Consider the following 25,201-nt stretch of genomic DNA (forward strand, 5'->3'; position numbering starts at 1 on the left):
CAGACTGCCTGGAGCTTGACACTTATATATAACAGCAATACAGTTATGCAACCATTCGTTCTGTTCACGAATGCTATATTTCTAATCATAAGAAGGAACTCTGTTATGAAAATTGCTTCAACCAAAAAATGGGCACTCATCGCAGCTTTTGCATGTTCTCCTATGCTCGCTCTTTCTGCTAGCGCATCTGATAGCACATCTCCCAAGAAAGATGCGACTTCTGCAACAGCACCTAAGAAGGGTTCTATGACTTTTAAAAATGATGAAGACAAAATTAGTTACATTATAGGCCATGATATTGCTTCAGGCATTAAAAACGGAGAATTTAAAATTAATAAATCCGTTCTTATAAAAGCTCTTGAAGATGGTTTAAGCGGCAAAGAATCTGAAATCAATCAACAAGATTCTCAAGCATTTCTTCAAAAATACGTGACAGAACAACAAAAAGTTCGCAGCGACAAAAATCTTAAAGAAGGCGAAGCTTTCTTAAGCAAAAATAAAGCGGAAAAAGGCATTGTCACTTTAGCAAGCGGCCTTCAATATAAAGTTATCACGGAAGGCAAAGGTGCAAAACCAAAAGCAACAGATACCGTGACCGTGAACTACGAAGGAACTCTTATTAACGGTAAGGTATTCGATAGCTCCTACCAACGCGGCCAACCTGTTTCTTTCCCCGTTAACGGCGTTATCAAAGGCTGGACAGAAGCATTGCAACTTATGCCCGAAGGCTCCACATGGATGCTTTATATCCCCGCAAATCTTGCTTATGGCACGCAATCTCCTTCACAAGCTATTGGACCAAACTCCACTTTAGTTTTTAAAGTTAATCTTGTTTCCATCGCAAAACCAGCACCTACTAAAACTGCAGAAGCAGAAAAAGAAAAGAAATAATTCTTATTTAAAAGTGAAAATTATTTTTACATGAGTCGGATTGAATTTCTCCCCGACTCATTTTTAATTTATTACAAAATTATATAATCATTAATATTTATTTTAGATTTTAGATAAAAAAAATAAAACTAAGATTAAATTTTTTGATATAAATACATCTAAATTATTATGACAATGATTCCTAACAATTTAAAAAGTTTAATCCTTGACTTACAAAATGATCTATGACTTAATTAACCCGTTGATTAAACTAGGAAAGGATAGACTTATGAAAATTAAAGTAATAGCAATACCTTTATTACCAGTTTCTTTATTATTTTCCTCACTGGCTTTTGCAGTACAAAGCGAAAATAATTCGAGCAACAAATATGAATGTCAAATTGAATTTCATAAAGGACAAACCGAAGCTTCTCACGAAGAACTTGATCAATGCTTAAATAAAGTACCAAAAGACGAAAACATTCACTTTGTGCAAATTATTTCTTCTGCTGATAAAAAAGGAAGTTATACTGCAAACAAAAAAGTAACAGATTTGCGCCTTAAAAAAACCGAAGCCTATTTATTAAAAGATTTAAAAAATGTAGAAACACAACTAATTTCAGTTGGAAAAAATGAACAGCTTGGTAGAAAAGTACATGTATTATTTATGACCGAAAAACCTCAAACATCCCTTGCCGCAGTTCTTCCCGTAAGCACAACTGAAAAGCCTAAAGAAGTAACAAGTCTTACTCATAATAATAATTCTGCTAAAAATGAAATCAGAATGAGCGACGAAGAATTTGTAAACTTATTAAAACTCTTAATAGTAAGTAAAGATAGTCAATCTAAAAATTCATTGTTATTTTTAGATAAGAAAATAAATTAAAGTTTTAAAAAATATTTTCATGAATCCAATGAAAATATTTTTTTATTGATATTAAAACAGCGCAAAAATTGTTAAATAGAAAATTTATTGAAGACTAAAATAAAAAATTAAGGGATTAATTCAACTTTATTGGCATCAATTTTAATTTTATCGCATTTATTACCGAAGGGTTTAAATTCTTTATCAACTTCACCGGAAATACGAATTTTTTGGCTTTCATCAAAATCTTTATCGGGCATAATTTTTTTACCCTTATCGTGTTTTTTTATTTCAACACAAAGAACTTCTTTTCGATTTTTAGAATCAGAAAATTCATATTTATCTTTACCCAGTTGAGATATAATATATCCCTCTAAAACAACGTAAGTGCCATCTGTTTTTTCACGCACTTCAGCAACAGAAGTAGGCGTAGGAGTTGAACCTTTACCAATATAATCAGCAAAAGCATGAAATACTGAAAAAGTTGCAAAAATAATTACAGAAATTTTTAAAAATTTTTTCACACATCACTCCAAATACAAGAATGAAAACTATTTACATAATGAAAAATTAATTTAGAATAAACAGCATTAAATTGTCAAGATAAAAATTAAATATTTGCTTTTATTATAATTAAAATATTAAAAATGAATGACAATTAAATCAACAATATATTTATTTTATAATTACACACATTTCATACATAAATTAAAAAAATATTGAGAAATTAAGCTAGCAATGTGACTAAAAAAACTACAATTGAGCAAATTAATAATTTCTTATGTACAATATTATAAATAGCCAGATATTAGTGCAATAAATTATGGCTTTTGCCCCTCGCCTTGACTCTCGCTCTTGCCTTGGCTCTCACTCTTGCCTTGGCTCTCACTCTTGCCTTGGCTCTCACTCTTGCCTTGGCTCTCACTCTTGCCTTGGCTCTCGCTCTTGCCTTGGCTCTCACTCTTGCCTTGGCTCTCACTCTTGCCTTGGCTCTCACTCTTGCCTTGGCTCTCACTCTTGCCTTGGCCAGCATTTGTACCACTACCACTTCTGCTACCGCTTCCTCCGCCGCTTCCTCCACCGCTTCCTCCGCCGCTTCCTCCACCGCTTCCTCCGCCGCTTCCTCCGTGACCGCCACTTCCTCCGCCACTTCCTCCGCCGCTTCCTCCGTGACCGCCACTTCCTCCGCCACTTCCTCCGCCGCTTCCTCCACCGCTTCCGCCGTGACCACCGCCGCTGCCACTTGACCCAGCAAATATTTGAGTACATACAAATGCGATTGATATTAAAACAGCTGCTACAAATAATTTTCTAAAATTTAAGCTCATTGATGTCTCCCTCTATTTTTGAATTTAACAGAGATTTTTATCGCCTTAAAAAAAATATTCTTTAGTTTTGCAGTGAACGCCATTTCAATGCACTTAGGTGTTCATTAAAATGGCGTTCACTGCAAAAAGAATCTTATTAGGATGAGAATCGATATGGACAAATAGCATTCTATTGAAAAATAAATAAAGAGAAAAATACATTCAAAAGCATATTAACAACACTTCATACACAAATCATAAAAATCTTTTGGAACGAGACTAGCACCACCAACTAAGCCGCCATCAACATCGGGACAAGAAATAAATTCATGAATATTATTTAATTTTACGCTCCCACCATAAATTATTTTTAATTTCTCGCTTGTTTCCTTATTAAAACAATTCGATAAAACTTCACGGATAAACGCATGAGCTTCCTGAGCTTCTACAGAAGTGGCTGCTTTTCCTGTTCCAATTGCCCAAACGGGTTCATAGGCAATAGAGAGCAGAGGACGTAAGGGATCGGCTCCTAATATTTCACTGGCATGCTTAATTCCTGAAGCTTGAATTGCTTTTTCAATTTGCTGTTTAAGAATTTCTTTGAGTTGGCCTTTTTCGCGTTGCTCAAGAGTTTCTCCTACGCAAAGTACGGCTTTCATCCCGGCACCAATGAGAGCTCCTACACGAGCTCCAGCTGTTTCGTTAGTCTCACCAAACATTTGCCTGCGTTCACTATGTGCCACTAAGCTCCCGGAGACTCCCATGCTTTTCAGCATGGGAGCAGAAACTTCACCCGTAAAAGCACCTTCTGGAGCCCAATGTGAATTTTGCGCATAAAGAGTCACTGAATTTTGAGTTTTTCGTACTAAATCAGCAAGAAAAACGCTAGGTGCCGCAATTCCTACTTCAATATTATGAGCTTGACTTGCGATTAAATTTGAAAAATCTGAGAAATCAGAACTAGCGGAAGTGGCATTTTTAAACATTTTCCAATTGCCAATAACTAATTTTTTTCTTGCTGATGACATGTTACGATCCTCCGTGAAAAAACTCAAATATATTTCCAATTAATTCTGGTACTTCTTCAATAAGTTCAAATAAATCAAAAACAGATTTTGTACATTCAAACTTAAAATTATCAGAATTTGTTACTTTAGCCTCAGCACACGAATTCCAGGCAATTCCTTTCCTTCTAATAATTCCATGCTGGCACCACCACCTGTAGAAACGTGAGTGACTTTATCCTGTAAGTTAAATTTTGCGATAGCTGCTGCAGAATCTCCGCCACCAACAATTGTTGTTCCTGAGCAATGTGCCATAGCTTCTGCTACAGCGCGTGTTCCTTTTGCAAAGGCTTCAAATTCAAAGACGCCCATAGGGCCATTCCAAACAACCACTTTGCTATTTTCAATAACTTTTGCAAAAACTTTTGCAGAATGTTCGCCAATATCTAGCCCCATTAATCCATCAGGTATTTCTGAGGATTGAACAACAACGGGGATGACATTTTCAGAAAACTCAGCACCACAAAGATGATCTTCAGGCAAATAAATTTTTACATTTCTTCTTTCTGCTGCTTTAAATATTTCTTCAACCAAAGGAAGTTTATCAATCTCGACGCGAGAATTTCCTACATTTTTCCCTTTATATTTTAAAAATGTATATGCCATAGCACCACCAATAATCATATTATTAGCAATGGTTGTAAATTTACGTAAAATTTCAATTTTGTCTGAAACTTTAGAACCACCAAAAATAGCGGTAACAGGTGCTTTAGGCGCACGGAATGCTTCTTCCAAAAATTGCATTTCCTTGGCAATGAGAAATCCGGCGGCTCTTTTTTCAATGGGAAAGCATTCTGCAGCTGCAAAAATAGAAGCATCGGCTCTATGGCATGTGCCAAAGGCATCATTCACATAAAACTCAGCATGTTGAGAAAGTTTTTTGGCAAAACTCTCATCGCCTGCCTGCTCTTCTTTATGAAAGCGCAAATTTTCTAGCAAAATGATTTGACCAGGTTTTAAATCATAAACTATTTTTCCAAAGCCATCTTCAATAAAATCATGAGAAAGTATAACTTCAATATCTAATAATTCAGCCAAGGCTGCTCCCACGGGAGTCATGGAAAATTCTTCTTCATAGCCCGCTCCTTTAGGACGTCCTAAATGAGAACAGGCAACGATTTTTGCATTTTTTTCAAGCAACCATTTTAACGTAGGAAGTGCTGCTTTAATACGTGTTTTATCAGATATTTTTCCTTTTTTAATCGGAACATTTAAGTCAAGCCTTAAAAAGACAACAGGCTGAGAATTTGGAGCAAAAGAGAGATCTTCTAAAGTACGAATGCGATTTGCCATGGGTGTTCCTTTCACCAGTAACGGAATCTCAAAAACATGGGGAAGTAAAGATCTGTTGAAGTATTTTGTCAAATAGTTGTGAAAATACCTATGCTATGAGAAAACATTTAAATACAAAGGAGATGTTTTTCTCTGAATTTAACCTCAAAAGGAGGATATCTATTGAAAACCGAATATATTGAAAAAAAACAAGATATTTATTCCATAATATTGTGTGGTGGATCAGGCACACGTCTTTGGCCACTTTCCAGGAAATCATTTCCAAAACAGTTTTTATCCTTAGGCGCAAATAATAAATCTTTGCTGCAACTTTCTATCGAGAGAATCAAAAATATTTCACACCCTAAAAACAGATGGATTGTCACCGCAAAAGGCCAAGAAGAACTCTGTTCAAAACAAGTGGGGCAAAATGTCTCTCGCGTACTTGTTGAGCCTGAAGCACGCAATACTGCTCCTGCTATCGCTCTTGCAGCATGGCAACTGATGAAAGAAAATCCGGAATCCATTATGGTTATTCTTTCCTCCGATCACTCCATCCAAAATGTCCGATCGTTTGAACAAACAATTTACGATGCCATTAAACTTGCCGAACAAAATTTTTTCGTCACCATTGGCATTCAACCAACCTATCCTGCTACAGGTTTTGGTTATATTGAACAAGGTCTTCCTCTTGATAGCGAAGGCAGTATTTTATCACCACAAAAATTAGCAGAAGTTCCTGCAACAGCTTATAGCGTTCGCAGTTTCCGAGAAAAACCGACACAAACCGCAGCGGAACAGTTTTTAAGAACTCAAAAATATCTATGGAATGCGGGTATTTTTGTGTGGAAAACAAAGACATTTTGGAATGCTTTTTCTCATATTCAGCCTGAAATAACTTCCTTAATTGAAAAAACAAATTCCGAGAATATTGGCGAAATTTATGCCCAAATTGAAAATTCACCTATAGATATTGCTTTCATCGAACAAACAAGCCATGTTGCTTGCGTTCCGGCTAACTTTGATTGGAATGATGTGGGTTCTTGGTCGGCTGTGCGTGAGTGTTTTGAACAGGATAACAATGGAAATACGGTATCAGGCGATATTTTTGTTCATGAAACAAAAAATAGTGTCATCCATACTACGGGTCCCTTTGTCTCAGTCATAGGTATGGAAAATGTTGCCGTTATTGCTACAAATGATGCTGTTTTAGTCATGCCTCTGTCTCGCAGCCAAGAAGTTAAAAAAACCATTCAACATCTGGAATTGAAAAATCCAAAGTTACTTTAGTTATTTCATTATTTATGTCTGGGGATCATATGAGCAAAATATTACTCGAAGCGGCACTAGGTAAAAAAACAAATAAAATTCCTTTATGGCTCATGCGTCAAGCAGGACGTTACCTTCCCGAATATCGAGACATTCGACAAAAACATAGCACTCTAGAAATGTTTAAAACACCCTCTATCGCAGCAGAAATAACGTTACAACCCTTAAAAAGATTTCAGCTTGATGGGGCAATTATTTATGCAGATATTCTTCTCATTCCTGATGCTATGGGTCTAAATTTATCCTTTGTTGAAAAAGAAGGCCCCCGTTTTGGAAAAACAATCCGCTCTTCTTCCGATTTAAGTCAAATTCTTAAAGATTTTGAAAATCCATTAAATGTGGTTGAAAAATTAAGTTACGTTGGTGAGACTATTGAAAGAGTTAAAGGAAGCTTATCTCCTGAAACAACTCTTTTAGGATTTGCCGGCGCTCCTTTTACAGTCGCAAGTTATATGATTGAAGGTGGCAGTGGAACAAAAGGTGATTTTTTTGAAACCAAAAAGCTCATGTTTCGAGAACCCGAAACTTTTCATCGCCTGATGATGACTTTAACTTCTGCGACCATTGAATATCTTAAGATGCAAATTCACGCCGGAGCCGAAGTTATTCAGCTCTTTGAAAGTTGGTCTAGCGCTTTAAGCCCACAACAATACCGTGAATATTGCTATCCTTATTCAAAAGTTATTGTTGATGAAATTAAAAAATATGCCCCTGTTATCAAATTCTTTGGTCAAGGAGCCACCTTAACAGCTGAAACATTAAGCATTAATCCAAATGTATATAGCGTTGATTGGCGACAAGATCTTTCCTTTGCTTCAAAACTGTTTGAAGATTCTAAAATCGCGCTACAAGGCAATCTCGATCCTTTATTACTTTATGCTCCACAAAAATTGTTAGAGCAAAAACTTGAAGAATGCTTAAAAGTAGGTTCAGCCCATCCACATGGATATATATTTAATTTAGGACATGGCTGCACTCAAAATACTCCAATTGAAAATGTCGATTTCCTTGTTAAATATGTAAATAATTATAAAATTTCTTAAAAAATTTCTCGTGATTATATATTTATTTCACGAGAATCAAATTCTATTTATTTTAAAATTAAAAAATTAAAATTCAACATATTTTTAAATCTCATGATAAGATAATATATTGGAATAATCCGCAAATTGAATTTTTGCGTATTTAATAAGAAAGGTTTTTTCAATGTCAAATACACAATCTATTAAAAAAAGAAATGAAATACCAACAGAAGAAACATGGGATTTAAGCGATTTATTCCTTAATTTTCAAGACTGGGAAAAAAAATTTGCTGCCTTGCCCGAAGAAAAAAATGTTGAAGAAATCATTCATAAAAACTTCAAAAATAAACTCTCGCAATCTCCACAAATTTTATTAGAGTGCTTTCAATATCGCGAAAAACTAAGTCGGACACTTGAAAATCTTTTTGTCTATGCCTCTTTGCGCAGCACCGAAGATACCGCAAACAATATTGCGACAGAAGCTGTTGGTAAAATTGAAAATAAAATGGCTTCATTGACTTCAAAATTCGCTTTTATGAATCCAGAAATTCTTGCTATACCCAATTTAGAAGATTGGATTCAAAAAAATCCCCTAAAAACTTATAAATTTAATTTAAGCGAATTAATTCGCAGTAAAAAACATATTTTAACTGAAAAAGAAGAAGCTCTATTAGCACGAATTTCTGTTCCCTTAAAAACCTTTGATGAAATACATGGAAAGTGGAATAATGCCGATTTAAAATTTTTACCTGCAATCGATTCACAAGGCCATTCACACCTTGTTTCAAATTCAAGATTATCTTTGAATTTACAATCAAAAGATAGAACTTTGCGGAAAAACACAGCAGATTCCTATTACACAGAAATTGCAAAATGGCGCAATACCATCACATCAAATTATTATGGCAATATGATTTCTGGTTCAAGTATTGCTAAAATTAGAAATTTTTCAGGATATTTAGAAGGCGAACTTTTTGATGACAATATTCCCATTGAATTATATGATGGTTTAATATCTGAAGTGAAAAAAAATATTCATTTATTACATCGCAGTATGAAACTGAGAAAAAAACTTTTAAAAATAGATTCTGTGTTTCCTTATGACAGATCTGTTTCTTTATATGAAAGCAAAAAAGAAACAACTTTTACCTGGGAAGAAGGAAGAGATCTTGTATTGAAAGCAATTTCACCTTTAGGAGAAGAATATGTTGAGATAGCTTCTAAAGGTTTAAAAGAACAGCGCTGGATAGATAGAGCCGAAAATGAAGGAAAAAGATCCGGTGCTTTTTCATGGGGAACTTTTGACTCACGTCCTTATATGCTGCAAACATGGAATGGTACCTTAGGAGATGTTTATACATTGGCTCATGAACTAGGTCACTCCATGCACACTTACTATAGTAACAAGAATCAGCCCTATCATAACGCACATTACACTATTTTTGTTGCCGAAGTGGCAAGCACATTAAATGAGGCTTTCTTGAGCAAATATATAATGACTCATATGAAAGGAACCGATTTAGCAAAATCAGTATTATCAGAAAACGTCGAAAACTTTGAAGGAACAGTTTTGCGACAAACATTATTTGCTGCCTTTGAACGTGAAGCGGCAAAAATTGTTGATCAAGATGAGACCTTTACTCCTGAAAAACTTGAAAATATATATTATGATTTAAATAAAATATGGTACGGCGAAGCATCCTCTTATCCTGAGTTTGTAAAATATGAATGGATGCGTATTCCGCACTTTTATTCTGCTTTTTATGTGTATAAATATGCTACCAGTTATTGTGCATCTTTAGCTTTAGCAGAAGCCTTTTCTTCTAATGAAAAGAAAGCACAGGAACAAGTATTTAAATTACTTAAAGCCGGCGGTTCTAAATCTCCGTTGGATATTTTAAAAGACGCAGGAATTGATTTCCTAACCCCGCATCCTGTTGCCAATGCTTTTGAAAATTACAAGAAAAATATTCAAATGGCAGAAGAGGAACTTTCGTAATTTATGAATTTCCATTTCCCTTCCACGGGAACAACAAAAGCTATCATATTTAGTTTTTCAAGAAAGTTAGGTCTCGGATCTATTTTGGCTTTTGTTGCCGGACTTGTGAATTCCGTAGGTTTTTTAGGTTTTGGTCAATTTGTTTCCCATGTTTCAGGACATGCCACTTTTGCTGCTGTTGCTTATTCCAAGCATTATTATTTATTAGCCCTCACCTCATTTAGCGCTTTATTTTTCTTTATTTTAGGAGCAAGTTTAACAGCTCTTTTAATGAAGGGAAAAACCATTGAAGATGTGAATGTTTCTGTATCGTTACCTTTATTTTTAGAAGCCATTCTTCTTACCTACGTTACATTTGGTACAATATATTACTCTGACTTACAGCTCACATATGACTCTTATGGACATGCTAATTATTATTTTGTTTTAAGTTTTGCCATGGGGCTACAAAATGCGGTGTTACGTAAAAAACAAGGAGCCCATGTCCGTACCACTCACATGACAGGAACGGCCACAGATATCGGTGTTGCTTTAGGCAGCGCTCTAGTGTGGGGAATCCGCTCCCTTTATGAACATATTCGCCTATGGAAAAACAAAGAAGATATGCTCCATGCAGGTATTGTGCTTGTCGACTCCATAAAGGTAGTTTATACAAAATCCAGAGTAGAACGCCTTTTCCTGCACGTGATTACATTGGTTTCTTTTGGTGTTGGAGCAGTTTTAGGGACATTTGGTTTTTTGAATTATCATTTCATAATTCTAATTCTACCAATCGTTATCTTATTTATTATCTCAACATTTGAAGTGGTAAATCGACGTCGGAAAATACAAATTGAGATGAATAAAAATGAAAGAAAATAAATATAGTCAAAGAGTAAATCAAAGCGTGGCTTTTTTAAAGCAATGGCACCAAAGTGTTCCTGAAATTGCCATTGTCTTGGGCTCGGGACTTTCCGAAGCTATTCCTGGTATTTCTGAAATGAAATCGGTAAATTATTCTGACATTCCCGGCTTTAAAGGCTCTACTGTACCTGGTCATAACGGCTCTCTGAGAGTCGGCTCTATTTCTGCATCCCTACCCAACGGGACAAATAAAACTCGAGAATTCGCATTCTTACAAGGAAGAAACCACGCCTATGAAGGAAATGATGCGGGGGAGGTCGTGCACAATATCCGCAGCCTGATCACTTGGGGTGTTAAAGGAATTATATTGACAAATGCGGCAGGCTGTCTCAATACAGAGTGGGAATTGGGTAAAATGATGATCTTAACCGATCATATTAATGCTACAGGAATGAGCCCCCTGAATGCGGAATATGGCGAAAGTTTTGGAGCACGATTTGTCGATCTTTCCGATGCCTATAATTTAGAATGGCGCAAGCATTTTCAAGAAACAGCACAAGCATTAAATCAAACAATTTATAGCGGTGTTTACTATGGTGTACTAGGTTCTCACTATGAAACTCCTTCTGAAATTAGAATGATGAAAACTGTAGGTGCCGATGCCGTTGGCATGAGTACCGTTCTTGAAACCATTGCGGCACGACAAATGAAAGCAAAAGTTGTTGGAATCAGTTGCTTCACGAATTATGGTGCGGGACTTAAAAAAGAAATTCTCGATCATTCTGACGTTATGAATATGAGTTCCCGTTTTTCACACGACATGGCAAACGTTATCCTAAAAACCGCTGTTACCCTTGAAGTTTAGTTACTGCACGACTGGAGTATTTTAATAATGCAAATTAATGTGAATAATAATTTAATGAATGTTGGTGTTTTATTTAGTGAATTAGACATAAAAGAACGTACCAAAATCATTGCTCAGCAAATAAACAAAGATTATGGTACTAACGAAACACTCGTTGTGCTTATTGTTTTACATGGTGCCTTAATTTTTGGAGCAGATTTAGTCAGAAATCTCGAAATGCCAACTGAAATTGAAACCATTCGTATTAAAAGTTATGAGGGTACAGCCAGTACGGGAAAAATTAATCTTGTAACTCCATTACCAACTTCTTTGGCTGGAAAACACGTTCTCATTGTAGAAGACATTGTCGACACAGGCCGCTCCATCCATTTTCTTTTGAATGAATTGGCAAAATCAGAAGCAATTTCCTTAAAAGTTTGCTCTCTACTCGATAAACCAGAAGCACACGAATTTCCGGTCAAAGCAGACTATGTTGGTTTTACCATTTCGAAAAATTTTGTCATAGGCTATGGCCTCGATCTCAATGGTAAATACAGAAACCTCCCCTATATCGCGAACCTCACAAAAGCTTAATTTATTCAAACGTCAAATTCATGACTCCTATCCCCTCTTTTTTTTTCACATAGGGAATAAAAAAAGAGGGGCTGAAGTTTTAATATATGAGAGCCTCCAAATAAAAAATTCTTCATTCGATGAAGGTTTGCAGGTGACTCAAAAATTTTTGAATTTCATCCGTTGGCTTTTTAGCCCGGATAAAGGGAGTATATTTATGAAACTGATTCCAGCTTTATTATCATCAGCTCTTCTATTTTCCGTAACTGCTCCATCATTTGCACAATCCATGCAACCTTCATCTGGCACACCTACTGCACAAGCGGCTCCAGCGCCTGAGCAAGGTGCCCCTAAGAAGGAAAAGAAAATGAAGAAAGAAAAGAAAAGTAAAAAGAAGGCAATGAAAAAAGAAGGTGAAGCAAAATAATTTTGTTACCTTGCACTTTAAAAATAGAAAAAAAGTCTACATAATAAATGTAGGCTTTTTTTTTATCATAATTTGAAGGTGCAAAATGAATAATCGTGCATTCATAATTAGAATTGGTGCCAATCTTAAAGAAAATAAAGGACTTTCACCAATTTTTAAGGATAATACCTATGAATACATTCCTTCTCCTTTAGAAAACACTTTAAATATAAATAAACATCATAATCATCGCCACTACTCAAAAATGAATTGTCAAAATGAACATCTGGTAGGAATGCACATGAGTTCCTTTGTAGATGAAGGAACAGGACACTTAGATCCTGAGTTTTACACTTTTACCTATGGTGAAACGCGCGCACCATATATTACTCAATTAAAAAAATTAAAAGACGGAGACATGATTTTATTCAGTATTTTACTTCAAAAATATGACATAAAAAAAGATAATTTTGTTCTTAATGGTGAGCCTCATATTTATATATTAGGTTTTTTTACTATCCATGATGTCAAAAATAATATCCATGAATTTCAAGGTCCATTCACAGAAAGTTCCATTAAAGGTTTTGAAAAAAATTGTAATGAGCATATTATTTATCGAAATAATCATATCAGCACTCCTGGAAATAAAAAACTTCTTCTTATTCAAGGTGATAAAAATCATTCCATTATTTTTAAAACACCATTCAGAATATCGAAAGAAGAAAAAATTCAATCAAAAATAGCTAAAAGATGGGGGATAGATGCCTCACCTAAATCAATGCAATTAAATTGGTGCCAAAATATTGAAAATATAAAAAATGACTTATATGATCATGGCAATTTAAATAGATGGTTAGAGTGGAATATACCTTAATATAATTTAAAAATTCTTTTTAATTCTAGAGGATTTTATGAATAAAAAAATATTAACTTTGCTCTATATTTATATAATTATTTTTCAAAATAAATCTTTCCCAAATGAAAATAAAAATATTTATTGTTCAAAAATCGACGGAACAGACCTAGTTTCAAGCTGGATTTATGATCCAATAAGTAGAACTAATCAAACAACAAATGGCGAGTTTATTACAACAAAAAATAATGGAATGATATTTAAATCAAACAGAAATATTGCACAATTAAAATTATCATGCTCAAAAATTTTTAATAATGCTGATCCAAAACAAATTCAAGTTACAATTAAAGAAAATACTAATGGACAACAATTTTACTTATTTAATGTTAGTCAAAATGAGAATTTAACAGATGATAAGAATATACAAAATTTTGCTTATAAAGAAATTATTGATTACCCATTTATACTTGGCCTTGCCTACGCAAGTCACTACGTCTATCGAATTGAACAGGATAAAGAAACAAAAGACAATGAAAAAAACAATTATTCTTTAGATACAATTAAGGAAAAAACGGGATTTGAATATGTCCCAGGTTCTGAGCGAATTTCAAAAAAGCACAATGTCTTTGTTCATTCCGTTGCTTTTGTAAATCATATTAGAAAAGTAATTGTTATCGCTTTTAAAGGAACGAGTAATTATACGGATAAGGAGATTGACATTAAGCTTGGAATAGCTAATTATTATCCTACCGTCGTCTTCACAGATGCTATTTCCGAATCTTTAAAAAATTATAAAAAAACCATAAAATATATTTATAATGATAAATCTAAAACAGGATATAATTTAAATTTAATTAAAACTTATGATATTGTTTTAACAGGTCATTCCTTAGGAGCTATTTACGCTTCTCTTGTAGCTTTAAATAATGGACTTCCTGCTCGAGTTTTTTCCTCACCTGCGACTTATTTTACGACAAAGTCTTCATCTTATAAAAATTTTTATTCACATTTTCCATTTTATGATATTATAAATTTTGTAAGAAATGGAGATCCTATTGCAAATTATACAGGTAGACACGTTGAAAATAGAATTTTTTTTCCGCAATCTAAGCAAAATGGTATATTGTCAAGCCATTCTCTAATAAGATTTATAAATGAAATTTTTGAATTTGAAGTTGCACCTGAATATTTTGATATTTTACCAACCTATACAAAATCAAATAAACCAAGTGAATCTTATCATGGATTACAAAAACTTCTTTTATTACAAGGAAATACTGATCCTAAATTGATTGATAATCAATTAATGAAGGACTTAAATCAATATCCATATGCCATGCCCCATTTCCAATAAAGATTTGCTTATATATTAATAAGAAAAAATTTGCTCATTTGGCCTAAATAAATGCAATTAAATTGCTGTCAAAATATTGAAAATATAAAAAACGACTTTTATAATCATTGTCATATAAATAGAGATTTAAAGTGCAATATTACAGCGCATTCTCTCAAGATGAGCAGCACTATATATATTGTAATAAAATAAATGGATTAGAAATGAATTCGAGTTGGGTTGGCGATAATTATGGTAATTATCAGAAGACAACTGGAAAATGGATAAAATCAGAAAATAAGCCAATGATTTTTCAATCAAAAAAATTAATAGATAATTTAAAAATATCTTGTGCAAAAATATTTAGTGGCACAGATCCAAAACAAATATACGTAACAATAAAAGATTCTAAAATTTCTTTCCAATATCCAATTGTTAATCTTTCTGACAGAAATCCTCTAACCGTTGAAAATCTTAAAACTCTAAACCATCAAGATATTATTAGTTATCGCTATTTGCTTGGACTTGCCTATGCATCTGATTTTGCTTATTTCATAGAACCTGGTAGAAAAAATACGACTCAAAGCGATATATATTCTTACTCTGAAAGAATTAAAGATAAAACAGGATTTGAATATCTTCCTTATTCAATCAGAAGATCTGAAAAATCTAATGTACTTTCGATAGCGTTTATCAATCACAAATGAAAACTAATATTAATTTCATATAAAGGAACTAGTAATCAAAAAGATATAGAAATTAATACTGCTTTAGGACTTGACTTACTGGTAAAATAAATAAAAATTATGAAATTGTTCTAACAGGCCATTCGTTAGGAGAAAGTTACGCTTATATAGTGTCATTAAATAAAGGACTTCCTGCAAGATTTTTTTCATCTCCAGCTACATTTTTTAATTCAAAAACAATTGGTTTTTCATTTAACTTTTTTAAAAAATTTCCATTTAACGATGTCACAAATTTTGTTAGACATTCAGATCCTATTGCTGAATACACTGGCAGAAATGTAGAAAATAGAATTTATTTTAAAGCATCAAATGGCTTTTTCAAAAGTCACTCTATATCAGAATTTATAAATGAAATTATAGATGGCAAAATTGCTCCTGATTATTTTGATCTATATCCAACTTATTCTAAATCAAAATTACCTCTTGAGTCCCATTTTGGCTTAAAAGCTCTCATATTTTATAAAGGCCCAACACCTCCAAAAATGCTAACAATGAGTCGAGAAAAAGATAAAGAAAAATTGAATGACAGTATAACTTATAATGAAGAGGATGATTTAATTATAATAGATAAAAAATAAATTAACCATTGCCAACCTCCTAAAAAAAATTTAAACATAAAAAATTAATTAGGAGGTTATCTCATGATTTTAGGTTCGCACCTGGAAAAATCAATTTTTATTTCAAATAATGAACAAGATTCATCAATTGGTTTAAAAAATTTTCCCGCAAATAATAATATCATAAAAAAATATGATCCCGATCGTCCAGCTGAACAAAGACACATTTTTTTAAAATTAGATATTTCATTTCAAAAAGAAATCGTTTCTGGAAGCTGTTATATCCTATTTGAATCAAAAAAAGCAGAACTCAAAAATATTTATTTAAACACTTATGAAATGCAAATTCATGATGTCAGTTTTACAAAAATCAACTATACTGATTATTATCCTGAAAATGATAAAACATGTCCACAAGTAAAAACTATTGAAAGTGCAAAACTAGAAAAATGTCACTTTATTTCAAATAGCGAATCACTTGAAATTGAATTGCCCAAAAAAGTTCCTTTAAATAATTGGTTTCTTGTTAAAATCAATTATAAAATAAACCAACCCAAGGCGGGTTTTTATTTTATTCATGCTAAAACAAAAAGCCATTCCGATTATGATTGTGTTTGGACTCAAGGCCAAGATTGTGATGCACCCTATTGGTTTCCTTGTCAGGACGATCCGCGCTTAAAAATCACAACCTCTCTCATCATTTCATTTCCTAAAGAGTGGAATGGCCTTTCTAATGGAGTAAAAATTTCAGAAAAAATCAATGAAAAACAAAAAATTCAACATTGGGAGATGAATCACCCCCACTCACCTTATCTTGTTGCTTTTACCGCTGGTGACATGTCTTTTTTCAAAGACAAATGGCGCAAAAAAGAAGTCAGCCTCCTTCTTCCACATAAATATGAAAATAGGCATCATGAAATATTAGAAGAAACTAAAAATATGTTAGAATTTTATTCTAATTATTGGGATTATGAATTTCCTTGGGAAAAATATGGTCAGGCTTTTGTGGCAGATTTTTTATATGGAGGTATGGAAAATACAAGCATTACAATTAATACCGATGAAGTTTTAGGACCTAAAAATTTCTCAAATGGAAATGAGAAAAGAACATATCTTGTCATGCATGAAATGGCGCACCAATGGTTTGGCGATTTGGTGACATGCAAATATTGGAGTGAAGGTTGGCTCAATGAAGGTTTTGCTACACAAAGCGAAATGCTTTGGGATGAACATGTCTATGGCAAATCAAGCGGTATTTTTTATGCACGAGATAATTATTTGAATCAATATTTAAGTGATTCAAAAACCTATATCCGTCCTATTGTTTGCAATCAATATGAGTTCCCTTCTGAAATATTTGATTCACATTTATATGAAAAGGGTGCCTTATTTTTAAATTATTTAAGAGACATATTAGGCGAAGAAAACTTTAAAAAATCTGTACACAATTATTTAAAAGAAAATGCTTTTAAACCTGTAGAAACAAACAATCTCATAAATGCAATTCAGTATACAACGGGAATCAACCCTACTATTTATTTTGATAATTTTATTTTCAGAGCGGGTCACCCCGATCTCGATGTGAATATTGATATCTCTTCAATCAATGAAAATTATGTAAATATTTCAATAGTTCAAAAACAAAATATAAACAAAGAATTTCCTCTGTTTCAATTTGAAACCTTTTTATTCATTCAATATAAAAATGGAGATCAGGATGAAATTAGATTATTTATTGATGAAAAGTCAAAAAAAATAACCATTCCCTTAAAAAATAAAATTGCCTATTGTATTTTTGATCCGAGATCAACTTTAATTGCCAATGTTACATTAAAGTTTCCAGAAAATTTTTTATTAGAAATATTTAAATCAAAAAACAAGGAACACTCCTATTTTAAATATTTAGCCACGAAGTGTGTTTGTAGTTATTACAATACAAAAAACAATTTTGATCTTGTAATTGAGTGGCTTAAAAATGAAGAAAGCTTTAGAGTAAGAAGCTCAAGCTATGCCTTATTATCAGAAAAATCTTCACAATATTCTTATGAAATATTAAATGAAATTGATGAAAAAAATCCTCTTGCTCGAGGAGTCTATATTTCTGCTATAGCAGATTCGTATCATAATAATCCTTTTTTAATTTTTGAATTTCTTTCTAAAATTGCAATTCAAGAAAAAGAATTATTAAATACCAGAGATGCTGCCATTAGAGGAATTTTAAGCCTTTGTAAAAAACAATCCTCATTTAGAACTGATGAAATGAAAAAGAAAATAATGGACTTTTCATTTTCTATTATTAAAAAACATTCTTTTAATGGAATACTTGAGAATGCCGCTTTTGCCTTAATTGGTGAGTTTTGTGAGCCGCAACATATAAAAACCATAATTCCCTATTGCGATAATATTTTACAACATTGGCGTATAAATATAGGAGCTCTTTCTTCCCTTGCAAAACTTTCTGCAAGAAATCCCATGGTACGTGCTGAAATTCGTCCTGCTTTAAATAAATTTACAGAAACATTATTTCCTATTCGTATCTCAGCGGCTCTTCCTGAACTTTGGGCACTCTCCGGTGATGCTTCTTATGAATCTTCTTTTCAAAAATTTATTAAAAGAAAAGGTTATGGCATATTATCCATGCTCATTCCAAGAGCACGAAGAAGCCGCTTACGATTTCAAAAAAATTTAGAAATGGGACATTTTCACGATAAAATTATTGAAGTAACTGAGCTTAAAGATAAACTTGCTCATTTAGAAAAAGAAATATCCGAGCTAAAAGCTATTTTAAAGAATAAAACTACCAATTAGGGACGCCTGCAAATAAATATTGAACGCCTACGCCATAGGAGATAGTATAATTCCAATTGGGCAAGTATTTTTCAGGGTTCAAGACATCAGGAGTTCCATTTCCTTCAATGTTATGACTATTGAAGGAAACAACACCAAAAATATCATACTTTTTTTCAAATGTTGTTCCTAATAAAAATGAATATTGTAACTGCAAATAATTTAATTTTTTTCCCGTTTCATCGAATAAATCATGCCATTTAATTTCGCTCTCTAGCCACAAGGGTTCATAAGTAATTTGAGTCCCAAAACCTATTGAATAACCAATTTCATGTAAATAATAAAAAGGCGTAGCTGCAAGATACAATGGCATTAAATAATACTGATTTCTATTTGGCTGATTAAAACTTAAAAAATCAAATTCAAATAATCCATAAAAATATTTTTTTCCCGCTTTTATAGAAATATTAAAAGGCACTTCAGAATCAGACCACAATGAAACTTTTGACTGACCTGTTTTTAATAAAAAGCTTAATAAGCCAAATGAATAACCCGTTTGATCATCTGCAATATTTATTAAACCAAATTGTGACCCTGTTACATGATTTGCAATATTTATTAATCCAATTTGGGCTCCTATGAAATCGTCTGACTTATTATACAAACCCAATTGAAAACCCAAAAAATCCGTGGAACGATTCCAAAGTCCGAGTTGAAAACCATTGAAATCATGAGTATCATTAAATAAACCCAATTGAAATCCGTTAAAATGGCCGCCAACCCGATTTACCAGTGCAATTTGAGCGCCTGACATATCATGGGTAATATTAATGATAAAAGGGCTTATAGAAACGCCTGTTAAATAATTTGTTTCCCCATATATAAGGGAAAGCAAAAAGTAATTTTCTTGTAATAAATTATCATTATGAGAGAAAAAATTGATGTCAGTATAGGGTGATAGTATAGATAATCTTACGGGGACTGTGTCAATTTTAGTGAAGGACTCAGGTTGTACTTCATAAGAATAACAACAAAAATGAAAAATAATAACAAAAATAATAAATAGTTTTTTTAGCATTTTGCCTTTAATAAAACTGAAAAGTTTTGCTTCGATCTTTTATTCATTTTATTCTTTTGCCATTCAATTAAAATAGTATTACCTTTTTCAGTAATATTATTATTAGAGTGAATATTATGAAGATTTGTCATAGGATTTCTTATGGCTTCAGCACAGGCAATGGCTAAGGCATCGGTGGCATCAAACGGTAAAATATCTAATTGAAATCCCAACATGGTACTCATTATTTTAGCAATAGATAATTTATCTGCTCTTCCATTTCCAGAAATGATTTTTTTAGCTGATGTGGCACTGATTTCTGAAATCTGTAGTCCACTTTGATGAGCTTCTGATAGAATTACGCCACGCGCATGACCCAAAAAAAGTGCCGTTCGCGGATTTTCCGCTAAAAAGGACAGCTCCATACACATGTGTGTAGGTTTATAAACATCGACCACGCGCCGAAATTCAATAGCAAGTGTGGCCAAACGACTGGCAAGTTCTTTATTTGCATCGAGTTTCCATGCACCCGCTGCGATAGCCTTCATTTTACCTTCCCGAGGCAAATCGATAACGCCATAGCCCGCAATTCGTGTACCTGGATCGATACCAAGGATACGCACTTAAAACTCCCTATTCAAAATATATTTTATGAAATTAATGCCATTTTCCTGATTTGTTTTGTACAGGCATGTTTTTATTATCGTCGCTATGCAGGGGTTCTGTAAGCATTTTATCTTTGTCATCATAGGCAGAAACAAATAAATAAATCACGGCACATACAAAGGCAGCAATAAAACTTCCTATAAAAAAAACTTTCAATCTCATTTGCTTAGTTTCAGCATGATTTGCAGACAAGGCCATTCTCCTAAAAAGAAGTCGTAGATAAATATCTTTTCCGTTCTACGGCAACAACAATGCCAATGCAACTTAAAGCAGTTACCATATGCGTTCCACCATAACTTATAAAGGAAAGGGGAACACCCACGACAGGAAATACACCCAACACCATACTGATATTAATTACAAAATGACAAAGAAAAAAAGCACCTACACCTACAGCCGCCAACGCGGAAAAGGAATCGCGGGCACGGTCAGCAATTTGAAAAATTTGAATAATAAGAATGACAAATAGAAATATTAAGATAAGACAACCAATAAAACCATGTTCTTCAGCCCACACAGAAAAGGCAAAATCAGTATGCCGTTCCGGCAAGAAATTCAAGCGCGCTTGAGTTCCTTGACCAAACCCCTGCCCCCAGAGTCCTCCACTTCCTACGGCGATCATACTTTGAATAGAGTGGTAACCAGAGCCTCGCGGATCGAGCATGGGATTGATAAATGTAAGAACTCTTTGTTTTTGATAATCATATAAAATAAAGTTCCAAGCTAAAATAGATAGACTTAATGTAATGAGAAATACAGTAAGTAAACTTTTTCCTCTTACTTTAATTGTCGCTATTTGTAAGGCAGATATAAGTAAAACAAGACTCGCTGTTCCTAAATCGGGTTGCGCTAAAATTAATAAAAAAGGTAAGCCCACATAAAATATTTGTCGCCAAAGACTGAGTAAAGAGAATTCAGGAAATCCTTTCATAATATTAAAACTACGAGCAACAATAAGTATAATTACAAATTTCACAAATTCACTGGGCTGAATTCTTAAAGGACCTAACACCAACCAACGTTCGGCACCTTTGGCACTTCTCCCAAAAATATCAACACCAAATAATAATATACAAACGACAATATAACCTAAAATACTTAAACGTTCTAAGTTTTTTAAATCAAGAAAAACACCCCAAAAAATAGCGGCAGCAGTACCAAGTAAAACAAATATAATTTGATCATAAAATCGAGTAGGATTATAGGTTGCATTTGTGGCACTATATAAATTATAAAGGCCAATTCCAATAATAGAGTAACAAGTTAGTATAAGTCCCCAGGGCATTCCTTTAAATCGTTCACGCAAAAAGAAAAAAAGAATCATATTTGTTACCTCAATTCATCGGGGATATTCATATTATTATTTTCTTCTCTATTAATATTTGCATTTTGTTCACCAAAATCGATTTGATTTTCTTGCTGTGATTGAAGTTTTTCTGTGGTTAAAGCTGTTTTTGTCGGTTTTGAAAATTTTTGTGGAAATTTTTTACGCCAATAGGCTTCAATAATCTGTTGTGCAATAGGTGCGGCATTGGCTCCCCCACCACCGCCATCATATTCACTAAAAACAACAACAGCAATTTCGGGCGTATCACTAGGACTGTAGGATGCAAACCAAGCATGGTCTAAAGCTTTAAATGCAATATCATCTTGTTTCACACCCTTTGTGAATTTAAGTGCCGATGTTTGTGCCGTACCTGTTTTACCTGAAACAGTAAAACCTTCTACTCGTGCTTTTTTCGCTGTCCCGTCGCTGGCTTCAACAACATCTTGCAAGCCTTTTTTAACTACCGCTAAATTAGCTGGATTTATTTTAATTTGACGAATGATCGTTTGTTTTTCTTCGAAAATGATTTTATTTTGACTATCAACAATTTTTTTTAAAATATGAGGTTTATATAAAATACCACCATTACTTACAGCGGCAAAAGCATTTAAAATTTGAATAGGAGTGCACAAATTAAATCCCTGCCCAATGGATGCATTAATCGTATCACCACTCAACCAGGGCAAACCTTTTGTCCTTAGTTTCCATTCTGTTGAAGGGGAAATTCCAGATAATTCCATATTTAAATCGAGTCCTGTGCGTTCGCCTAAACCAAAGAGTCTACCCCATTTTGCAATACGATCAATTCCAACCATATTCCCCACGTTATAAAAATAAACGTCACAACTTAATTGCAAAGCTGTTGACATACTCACAGGCCCATGTCCCGTATGCTTCCAACATTTCCATCTGCCATTACCTAATACAAAGTAACCGGGACAATTAAATTTTCTATCAGGAGTGATTAAACCTTCTTCTAAAGCGGCAATAGCAACAATAATTTTGAAAGTAGATCCTGGTGGATAAGCACCTCCTGTTACTTTATCTAGTAAGGGTTTAAATGGGTTAGACCGCAAATTTTGCCAATCTTCCATTGTTAAACCATCTTGATACATGGAAAGCTTATAATTTGGATTTGATAAATAAACTAAAATTTCTCCATTATTTGGATTAAGAGCACAAACAGCACCATTCTTATTTCGAAATGCTTCAGTCGCCACATTTTGTAATTCGGAATCAATAGTTAAATAAACATCATTTCCGCGCTGTGCAGGACGACTTAAATTTAAAGCAATATCAAGGGAGGAATCGGGTTGCAAACGCCCTAAGGCATCGACAAGTAACGCTTCACGCCCTTCACCACCTCGTAAATTTCTTTCATATTTTCTTTCAATTCCTGCTTTTCCAATAATGGAACCAACTCGATATTGATAACTTGAAACTTGAGAATTTAATATATCAAGCTCCTTTGATGTTACTTCACCAAGATAGCCAAATAAATGTGCCGATTCATTCCCTAAATAGTCACGACGAGGAGCAGAATCAACATCAACACCAGGTAAAAAGAATTTATTTGATTCGAGAGTAGCTACCTCATGTAGGGACAAGTTCCTTTTTATTCTTACAGGCACAAATTTAGGGTTAGCTTGAGATTCTAATAGTTTTCTTTCAATTTGTGCAATCGGTATATGAAATAAATCGGAGACAATAGAAAGTGTTTTGGGTCTATTTTGTAAGTATTGTGGGATGACAATTAAATCAAAAAATAGTCTGTTGGAAAGAAGAATTTTACTATATCTATCATAAATTAAACCGCGCGGCGCCGGGCGTGTGATTTCACGTACCCGATTGCGCGCCGATGCAACCGAAAAATCCGATCCTTTTATAATTTGCAAATACCAAAGTCTCGCCGTAATGGCCGCAGTGATTCCAAGGAAACACGAAATAATAATGTTTCTTCGATTTGGATCTGAGACTGATTCTTGCTTTGATCTATTATCAAGCATCACTCAACTCCACACAATAATTTAAATCCTAGATATCAATTAGTTTCTTTTTATCATGAGAGGGTATAAATTCAAAAAAAGAATCTATAAACATTAATATCCTAAAAATAGGAAGGGAAATTAATATTGTGATTAAAAAACCTTTCCATGAAATAAAAAATAACGAAAAAAATGAATTTAAATCTCTATGAGAAATTGTAAAATAAAATAAAAAATATTTCATAGTAAACAAAATTAAAAAGATAAAAAATTGCCCAAAAATACTATTAAAAATAAATATTTTAGAAAGAATATTTGATAACACTAGTATTAATAAAAAATACATTACAAAAAAACCCGATGGAACAGCTGAACTCACTTGCAACAACATTGCAATAAATATAATTTTTATTAATGCTAATGGTAAAAAATGCTGAATACTTGTATAAACAATAGCAATACTAAGAATATCAATATGAAGCCACAATGATGGAGCTTTAGCAAACAAACTCGATTGCAAGTATACAAAAAAAATCAATATAAATAATGACATTATAAAATGTGAAGTTTTACTTCTAATAAATTTTAAATTAGCCACCCGACTTCTCCGCGTTCGCTTCAAGAAGCTTTTTCATCCAATCAACTCCACCCACTTTTCTAATGACATCCACTTCTCTATTTGGGTTTAAAAGAACCAATGCTTCCGATATATCTGAAAAATCAACGGCAGGCTTCACCTCAATTGTTTGACTAACACCATCGGCACTCACGCGTATATTTGTTACTTTACCCACAAGAATACCACTAGGAAAAGAGCCTGTTAGACCGCTAGTTACAATTTCATCTCCCACTAAAATACTACTTCCTCGTTCTAAATACTTAAATTGCATAGAATCAGCCATGCCACCTTGTAAAACACCACGACGTCTATTGCGCGCTACAATAACATCCAAGTTGCTATTAGGATCGACGAGTAAAAGAACATCGGAATGATTATCAGAAACGCGCATAATAACTCCAATAACTCCTTCTTCTGCAACAACTCCCATACCTGGTTGCAAACCATTTTTGGAACCTTGATTAATGCGAACATTTTTATAAACGAAAGAAGGATCTGAACTTGTTACTTCACAAGTTACAAATTTTACCGATGTTCTTTCGGTTAAATTTAATAATTTTCTCAATCTATTATTTTCTAAAATAATGTCATCAAGAGTTCGAATTTTTACTTTAAGCTCTGCATTTTCTCGATGTAATTCGTCCGCCTCTTTTCTTGCATTTTTTAAATCAACAAAAGAGTGATACATTGAATAAATGGAATGAGTAGATGATAAAAATATGACTTCAACTGGTTTACTTAATGTATATACTATTTTTTCAAGAATACTTAATTCTTTTTTTGTTGGATGCGACGTAGAAAAAAAGTACATTGTGTAAACAAGCGCCATCAAAGCAACAAGCCAAAAACCATAACGTCTAAATTGAAGCATTTT

At 33.4% G+C, this 25,201-nt stretch carries 24 protein-coding genes; 14 read left to right on the plus strand and 10 right to left on the minus strand.

Annotated features, from left to right (window positions below; genetic code table 11):
* Window positions 1–105: 105 nt before the first annotated feature.
* Together AXG55_RS09470 and AXG55_RS09475 are read left to right on the plus strand one after the other, a co-directional pair.
* Window positions 106–891, plus strand: coding sequence for a BamJ family beta-barrel-assembly machinery protein (locus AXG55_RS09470; protein ID WP_233231120.1), 786 nt, complete (start codon window positions 106–108; stop codon window positions 889–891).
* 268 nt (window positions 892–1,159) lie between these two features.
* The gene (locus AXG55_RS09475) at window positions 1,160–1,756 is read left to right on the plus strand and encodes a hypothetical protein (protein ID WP_148697882.1); all 597 of its coding nucleotides are present in this window, start codon (window positions 1,160–1,162) and stop codon (window positions 1,754–1,756) included.
* 107 nt (window positions 1,757–1,863) lie between these two features.
* Here the strand turns inward: AXG55_RS09475 and AXG55_RS09480 are convergent, their stop codons facing one another.
* From AXG55_RS09480 to AXG55_RS09495, 4 genes are all read right to left on the minus strand, one after another.
* Entirely contained in the window at window positions 1,864–2,259 is a 396-nt protein-coding gene (locus AXG55_RS09480) for a NirD/YgiW/YdeI family stress tolerance protein (protein WP_148697883.1), read from the minus strand.
* Between the two features lie 297 nt (window positions 2,260–2,556).
* Complete coding sequence (locus AXG55_RS14865) at window positions 2,557–3,063, minus strand: hypothetical protein (protein ID WP_233231121.1); 507 nt, start codon at window positions 3,061–3,063, stop codon at window positions 2,557–2,559.
* A gap of 212 nt (window positions 3,064–3,275) precedes the next feature.
* Window positions 3,276–4,070, minus strand: coding sequence for a triose-phosphate isomerase (gene tpiA / locus AXG55_RS09490; protein WP_148697884.1), 795 nt, complete (start codon window positions 4,068–4,070; stop codon window positions 3,276–3,278).
* A gap of 120 nt (window positions 4,071–4,190) precedes the next feature.
* Complete coding sequence (locus tag AXG55_RS09495) at window positions 4,191–5,399, minus strand: phosphoglycerate kinase (RefSeq protein ID WP_148697885.1); 1,209 nt, start codon at window positions 5,397–5,399, stop codon at window positions 4,191–4,193.
* Window positions 5,400–5,561: 162 nt separating this feature from the next.
* On the opposite strand from AXG55_RS09495, the gene AXG55_RS09500 reads away from it, so the two are divergent.
* The 12 genes from AXG55_RS09500 (at window position 5,562) to AXG55_RS09555 (ending at window position 18,694) form a co-directional block, all read left to right on the plus strand.
* On the plus strand, window positions 5,562–6,668 hold the full coding sequence (locus AXG55_RS09500) for a mannose-1-phosphate guanylyltransferase (RefSeq protein WP_233231122.1): 1,107 nt from the start codon (window positions 5,562–5,564) through the stop codon (window positions 6,666–6,668).
* 29 nt (window positions 6,669–6,697) lie between these two features.
* Window positions 6,698–7,750 (plus strand): uroporphyrinogen decarboxylase, encoded by a 1,053-nt coding sequence (gene hemE, locus AXG55_RS09505; RefSeq protein ID WP_233231123.1) that lies wholly within the window; start codon window positions 6,698–6,700, stop codon window positions 7,748–7,750.
* A gap of 163 nt (window positions 7,751–7,913) precedes the next feature.
* A complete protein-coding gene (pepF, locus tag AXG55_RS09510; RefSeq protein ID WP_148697888.1) occupies window positions 7,914–9,728 on the plus strand; it encodes an oligoendopeptidase F in 1,815 nt (604 codons plus the stop codon).
* A gap of 3 nt (window positions 9,729–9,731) precedes the next feature.
* Window positions 9,732–10,589: a YoaK family protein gene (locus tag AXG55_RS09515; protein ID WP_148697889.1), complete on the plus strand. Its 858-nt coding sequence runs from the start codon at window positions 9,732–9,734 to the stop codon at window positions 10,587–10,589.
* A complete protein-coding gene (locus tag AXG55_RS09520; RefSeq protein WP_148697890.1) occupies window positions 10,576–11,436 on the plus strand; it encodes a purine-nucleoside phosphorylase in 861 nt (286 codons plus the stop codon). The genes AXG55_RS09515 and AXG55_RS09520 overlap by 14 nt, the downstream gene beginning before the upstream one ends.
* A 27-nt stretch (window positions 11,437–11,463) precedes the next feature.
* The gene (hpt, locus tag AXG55_RS09525; RefSeq protein WP_233231124.1) at window positions 11,464–12,009 is read left to right on the plus strand and encodes a hypoxanthine phosphoribosyltransferase; all 546 of its coding nucleotides are present in this window, start codon (window positions 11,464–11,466) and stop codon (window positions 12,007–12,009) included.
* A gap of 196 nt (window positions 12,010–12,205) precedes the next feature.
* The gene (locus AXG55_RS09530) at window positions 12,206–12,415 is read left to right on the plus strand and encodes a hypothetical protein (RefSeq protein WP_148697891.1); all 210 of its coding nucleotides are present in this window, start codon (window positions 12,206–12,208) and stop codon (window positions 12,413–12,415) included.
* A gap of 85 nt (window positions 12,416–12,500) precedes the next feature.
* Window positions 12,501–13,268 (plus strand): Nmad3 family putative nucleotide modification protein, encoded by a 768-nt coding sequence (locus AXG55_RS09535; protein WP_148697892.1) that lies wholly within the window; start codon window positions 12,501–12,503, stop codon window positions 13,266–13,268.
* A 37-nt stretch (window positions 13,269–13,305) separates the two neighbouring features.
* Window positions 13,306–14,604 carry a lipase family protein gene (locus AXG55_RS09540; protein WP_148697893.1) on the plus strand — a complete coding sequence of 433 codons (1,299 nt, stop codon included), beginning with the start codon at window positions 13,306–13,308 and terminating at the stop codon, window positions 14,602–14,604.
* Between the two features lie 203 nt (window positions 14,605–14,807).
* Entirely contained in the window at window positions 14,808–15,290 is a 483-nt protein-coding gene (locus AXG55_RS09545; protein WP_233231125.1) for a hypothetical protein, read from the plus strand.
* 149 nt (window positions 15,291–15,439) lie between these two features.
* Window positions 15,440–15,907: a hypothetical protein gene (locus AXG55_RS09550; protein ID WP_148697895.1), complete on the plus strand. Its 468-nt coding sequence runs from the start codon at window positions 15,440–15,442 to the stop codon at window positions 15,905–15,907.
* 63 nt (window positions 15,908–15,970) lie between these two features.
* Window positions 15,971–18,694, plus strand: coding sequence for a M1 family aminopeptidase (locus tag AXG55_RS09555; RefSeq protein WP_148697896.1), 2,724 nt, complete (start codon window positions 15,971–15,973; stop codon window positions 18,692–18,694).
* On the opposite strand, the gene AXG55_RS09560 is transcribed toward AXG55_RS09555, so the two are convergent.
* The 6 genes from AXG55_RS09560 to mreC form a co-directional block, all read right to left on the minus strand.
* Window positions 18,684–19,751, minus strand: coding sequence for an LA_2272 family surface repeat-containing protein (locus AXG55_RS09560; RefSeq protein WP_148697897.1), 1,068 nt, complete (start codon window positions 19,749–19,751; stop codon window positions 18,684–18,686). The genes AXG55_RS09555 and AXG55_RS09560 overlap by 11 nt on opposite strands.
* On the minus strand, window positions 19,745–20,353 hold the full coding sequence (locus tag AXG55_RS09565) for a crossover junction endodeoxyribonuclease RuvC (protein ID WP_148697898.1): 609 nt from the start codon (window positions 20,351–20,353) through the stop codon (window positions 19,745–19,747). Before AXG55_RS09565 ends, AXG55_RS09560 begins: the two co-directional genes overlap by 7 nt.
* Window positions 20,354–20,387: 34 nt before the next feature.
* Window positions 20,388–20,588, minus strand: coding sequence for a hypothetical protein (locus tag AXG55_RS09570; protein ID WP_148697899.1), 201 nt, complete (start codon window positions 20,586–20,588; stop codon window positions 20,388–20,390).
* 10 nt (window positions 20,589–20,598) lie between these two features.
* On the minus strand, window positions 20,599–21,720 hold the full coding sequence (rodA, locus tag AXG55_RS09575) for a rod shape-determining protein RodA (RefSeq protein ID WP_148697900.1): 1,122 nt from the start codon (window positions 21,718–21,720) through the stop codon (window positions 20,599–20,601).
* A gap of 5 nt (window positions 21,721–21,725) precedes the next feature.
* Complete coding sequence (gene mrdA / locus AXG55_RS09580; RefSeq protein WP_148697901.1) at window positions 21,726–23,729, minus strand: penicillin-binding protein 2; 2,004 nt, start codon at window positions 23,727–23,729, stop codon at window positions 21,726–21,728.
* A gap of 569 nt (window positions 23,730–24,298) precedes the next feature.
* Window positions 24,299–25,198, minus strand: coding sequence for a rod shape-determining protein MreC (gene mreC, locus AXG55_RS09585; RefSeq protein WP_148697902.1), 900 nt, complete (start codon window positions 25,196–25,198; stop codon window positions 24,299–24,301).
* Between the last annotated feature and the right edge of the window lie 3 nt (window positions 25,199–25,201).

The sequence above is a fragment of the Silvanigrella aquatica genome (assembly GCF_001907975.1).
Lineage (GTDB): Bacteria > Bdellovibrionota_B > Oligoflexia > Silvanigrellales > Silvanigrellaceae > Silvanigrella > Silvanigrella aquatica.

What these genes read in the sequence shown, in the direction of transcription:
- AXG55_RS09555 (WP_148697896.1), top strand. Translation starts at nt 15,971, where the DNA reads ATGATTTTAGGTTCGCACCTGGAAAAATCAATTTTTATTTCAAATAAT.
- rodA (WP_148697900.1), bottom strand. Translation starts at nt 21,720, where the DNA reads ATGATTCTTTTTTTCTTTTTGCGTGAACGATTTAAAGGAATGCCCTGG.
- mrdA (WP_148697901.1), bottom strand. Translation starts at nt 23,729, where the DNA reads ATGCTTGATAATAGATCAAAGCAAGAATCAGTCTCAGATCCAAATCGA.
- AXG55_RS09535 (WP_148697892.1), top strand. Translation starts at nt 12,501, where the DNA reads ATGAATAATCGTGCATTCATAATTAGAATTGGTGCCAATCTTAAAGAA.
- AXG55_RS09520 (WP_148697890.1), top strand. Translation starts at nt 10,576, where the DNA reads ATGAAAGAAAATAAATATAGTCAAAGAGTAAATCAAAGCGTGGCTTTT.
- AXG55_RS09515 (WP_148697889.1), top strand. Translation starts at nt 9,732, where the DNA reads ATGAATTTCCATTTCCCTTCCACGGGAACAACAAAAGCTATCATATTT.
- pepF (WP_148697888.1), top strand. Translation starts at nt 7,914, where the DNA reads ATGTCAAATACACAATCTATTAAAAAAAGAAATGAAATACCAACAGAA.
- AXG55_RS09560 (WP_148697897.1), bottom strand. Translation starts at nt 19,751, where the DNA reads ATGCTAAAAAAACTATTTATTATTTTTGTTATTATTTTTCATTTTTGT.
- AXG55_RS09545 (WP_233231125.1), top strand. Translation starts at nt 14,808, where the DNA reads ATGAATTCGAGTTGGGTTGGCGATAATTATGGTAATTATCAGAAGACA.
- AXG55_RS09540 (WP_148697893.1), top strand. Translation starts at nt 13,306, where the DNA reads ATGAATAAAAAAATATTAACTTTGCTCTATATTTATATAATTATTTTT.
- tpiA (WP_148697884.1), bottom strand. Translation starts at nt 4,070, where the DNA reads ATGTCATCAGCAAGAAAAAAATTAGTTATTGGCAATTGGAAAATGTTT.
- AXG55_RS09495 (WP_148697885.1), bottom strand. Translation starts at nt 5,399, where the DNA reads ATGGCAAATCGCATTCGTACTTTAGAAGATCTCTCTTTTGCTCCAAAT.
- AXG55_RS09475 (WP_148697882.1), top strand. Translation starts at nt 1,160, where the DNA reads ATGAAAATTAAAGTAATAGCAATACCTTTATTACCAGTTTCTTTATTA.
- hpt (WP_233231124.1), top strand. Translation starts at nt 11,464, where the DNA reads ATGCAAATTAATGTGAATAATAATTTAATGAATGTTGGTGTTTTATTT.
- mreC (WP_148697902.1), bottom strand. Translation starts at nt 25,198, where the DNA reads ATGCTTCAATTTAGACGTTATGGTTTTTGGCTTGTTGCTTTGATGGCG.
- AXG55_RS09470 (WP_233231120.1), top strand. Translation starts at nt 106, where the DNA reads ATGAAAATTGCTTCAACCAAAAAATGGGCACTCATCGCAGCTTTTGCA.
- hemE (WP_233231123.1), top strand. Translation starts at nt 6,698, where the DNA reads ATGAGCAAAATATTACTCGAAGCGGCACTAGGTAAAAAAACAAATAAA.
- AXG55_RS09530 (WP_148697891.1), top strand. Translation starts at nt 12,206, where the DNA reads ATGAAACTGATTCCAGCTTTATTATCATCAGCTCTTCTATTTTCCGTA.
- AXG55_RS14865 (WP_233231121.1), bottom strand. Translation starts at nt 3,063, where the DNA reads ATGAGCTTAAATTTTAGAAAATTATTTGTAGCAGCTGTTTTAATATCA.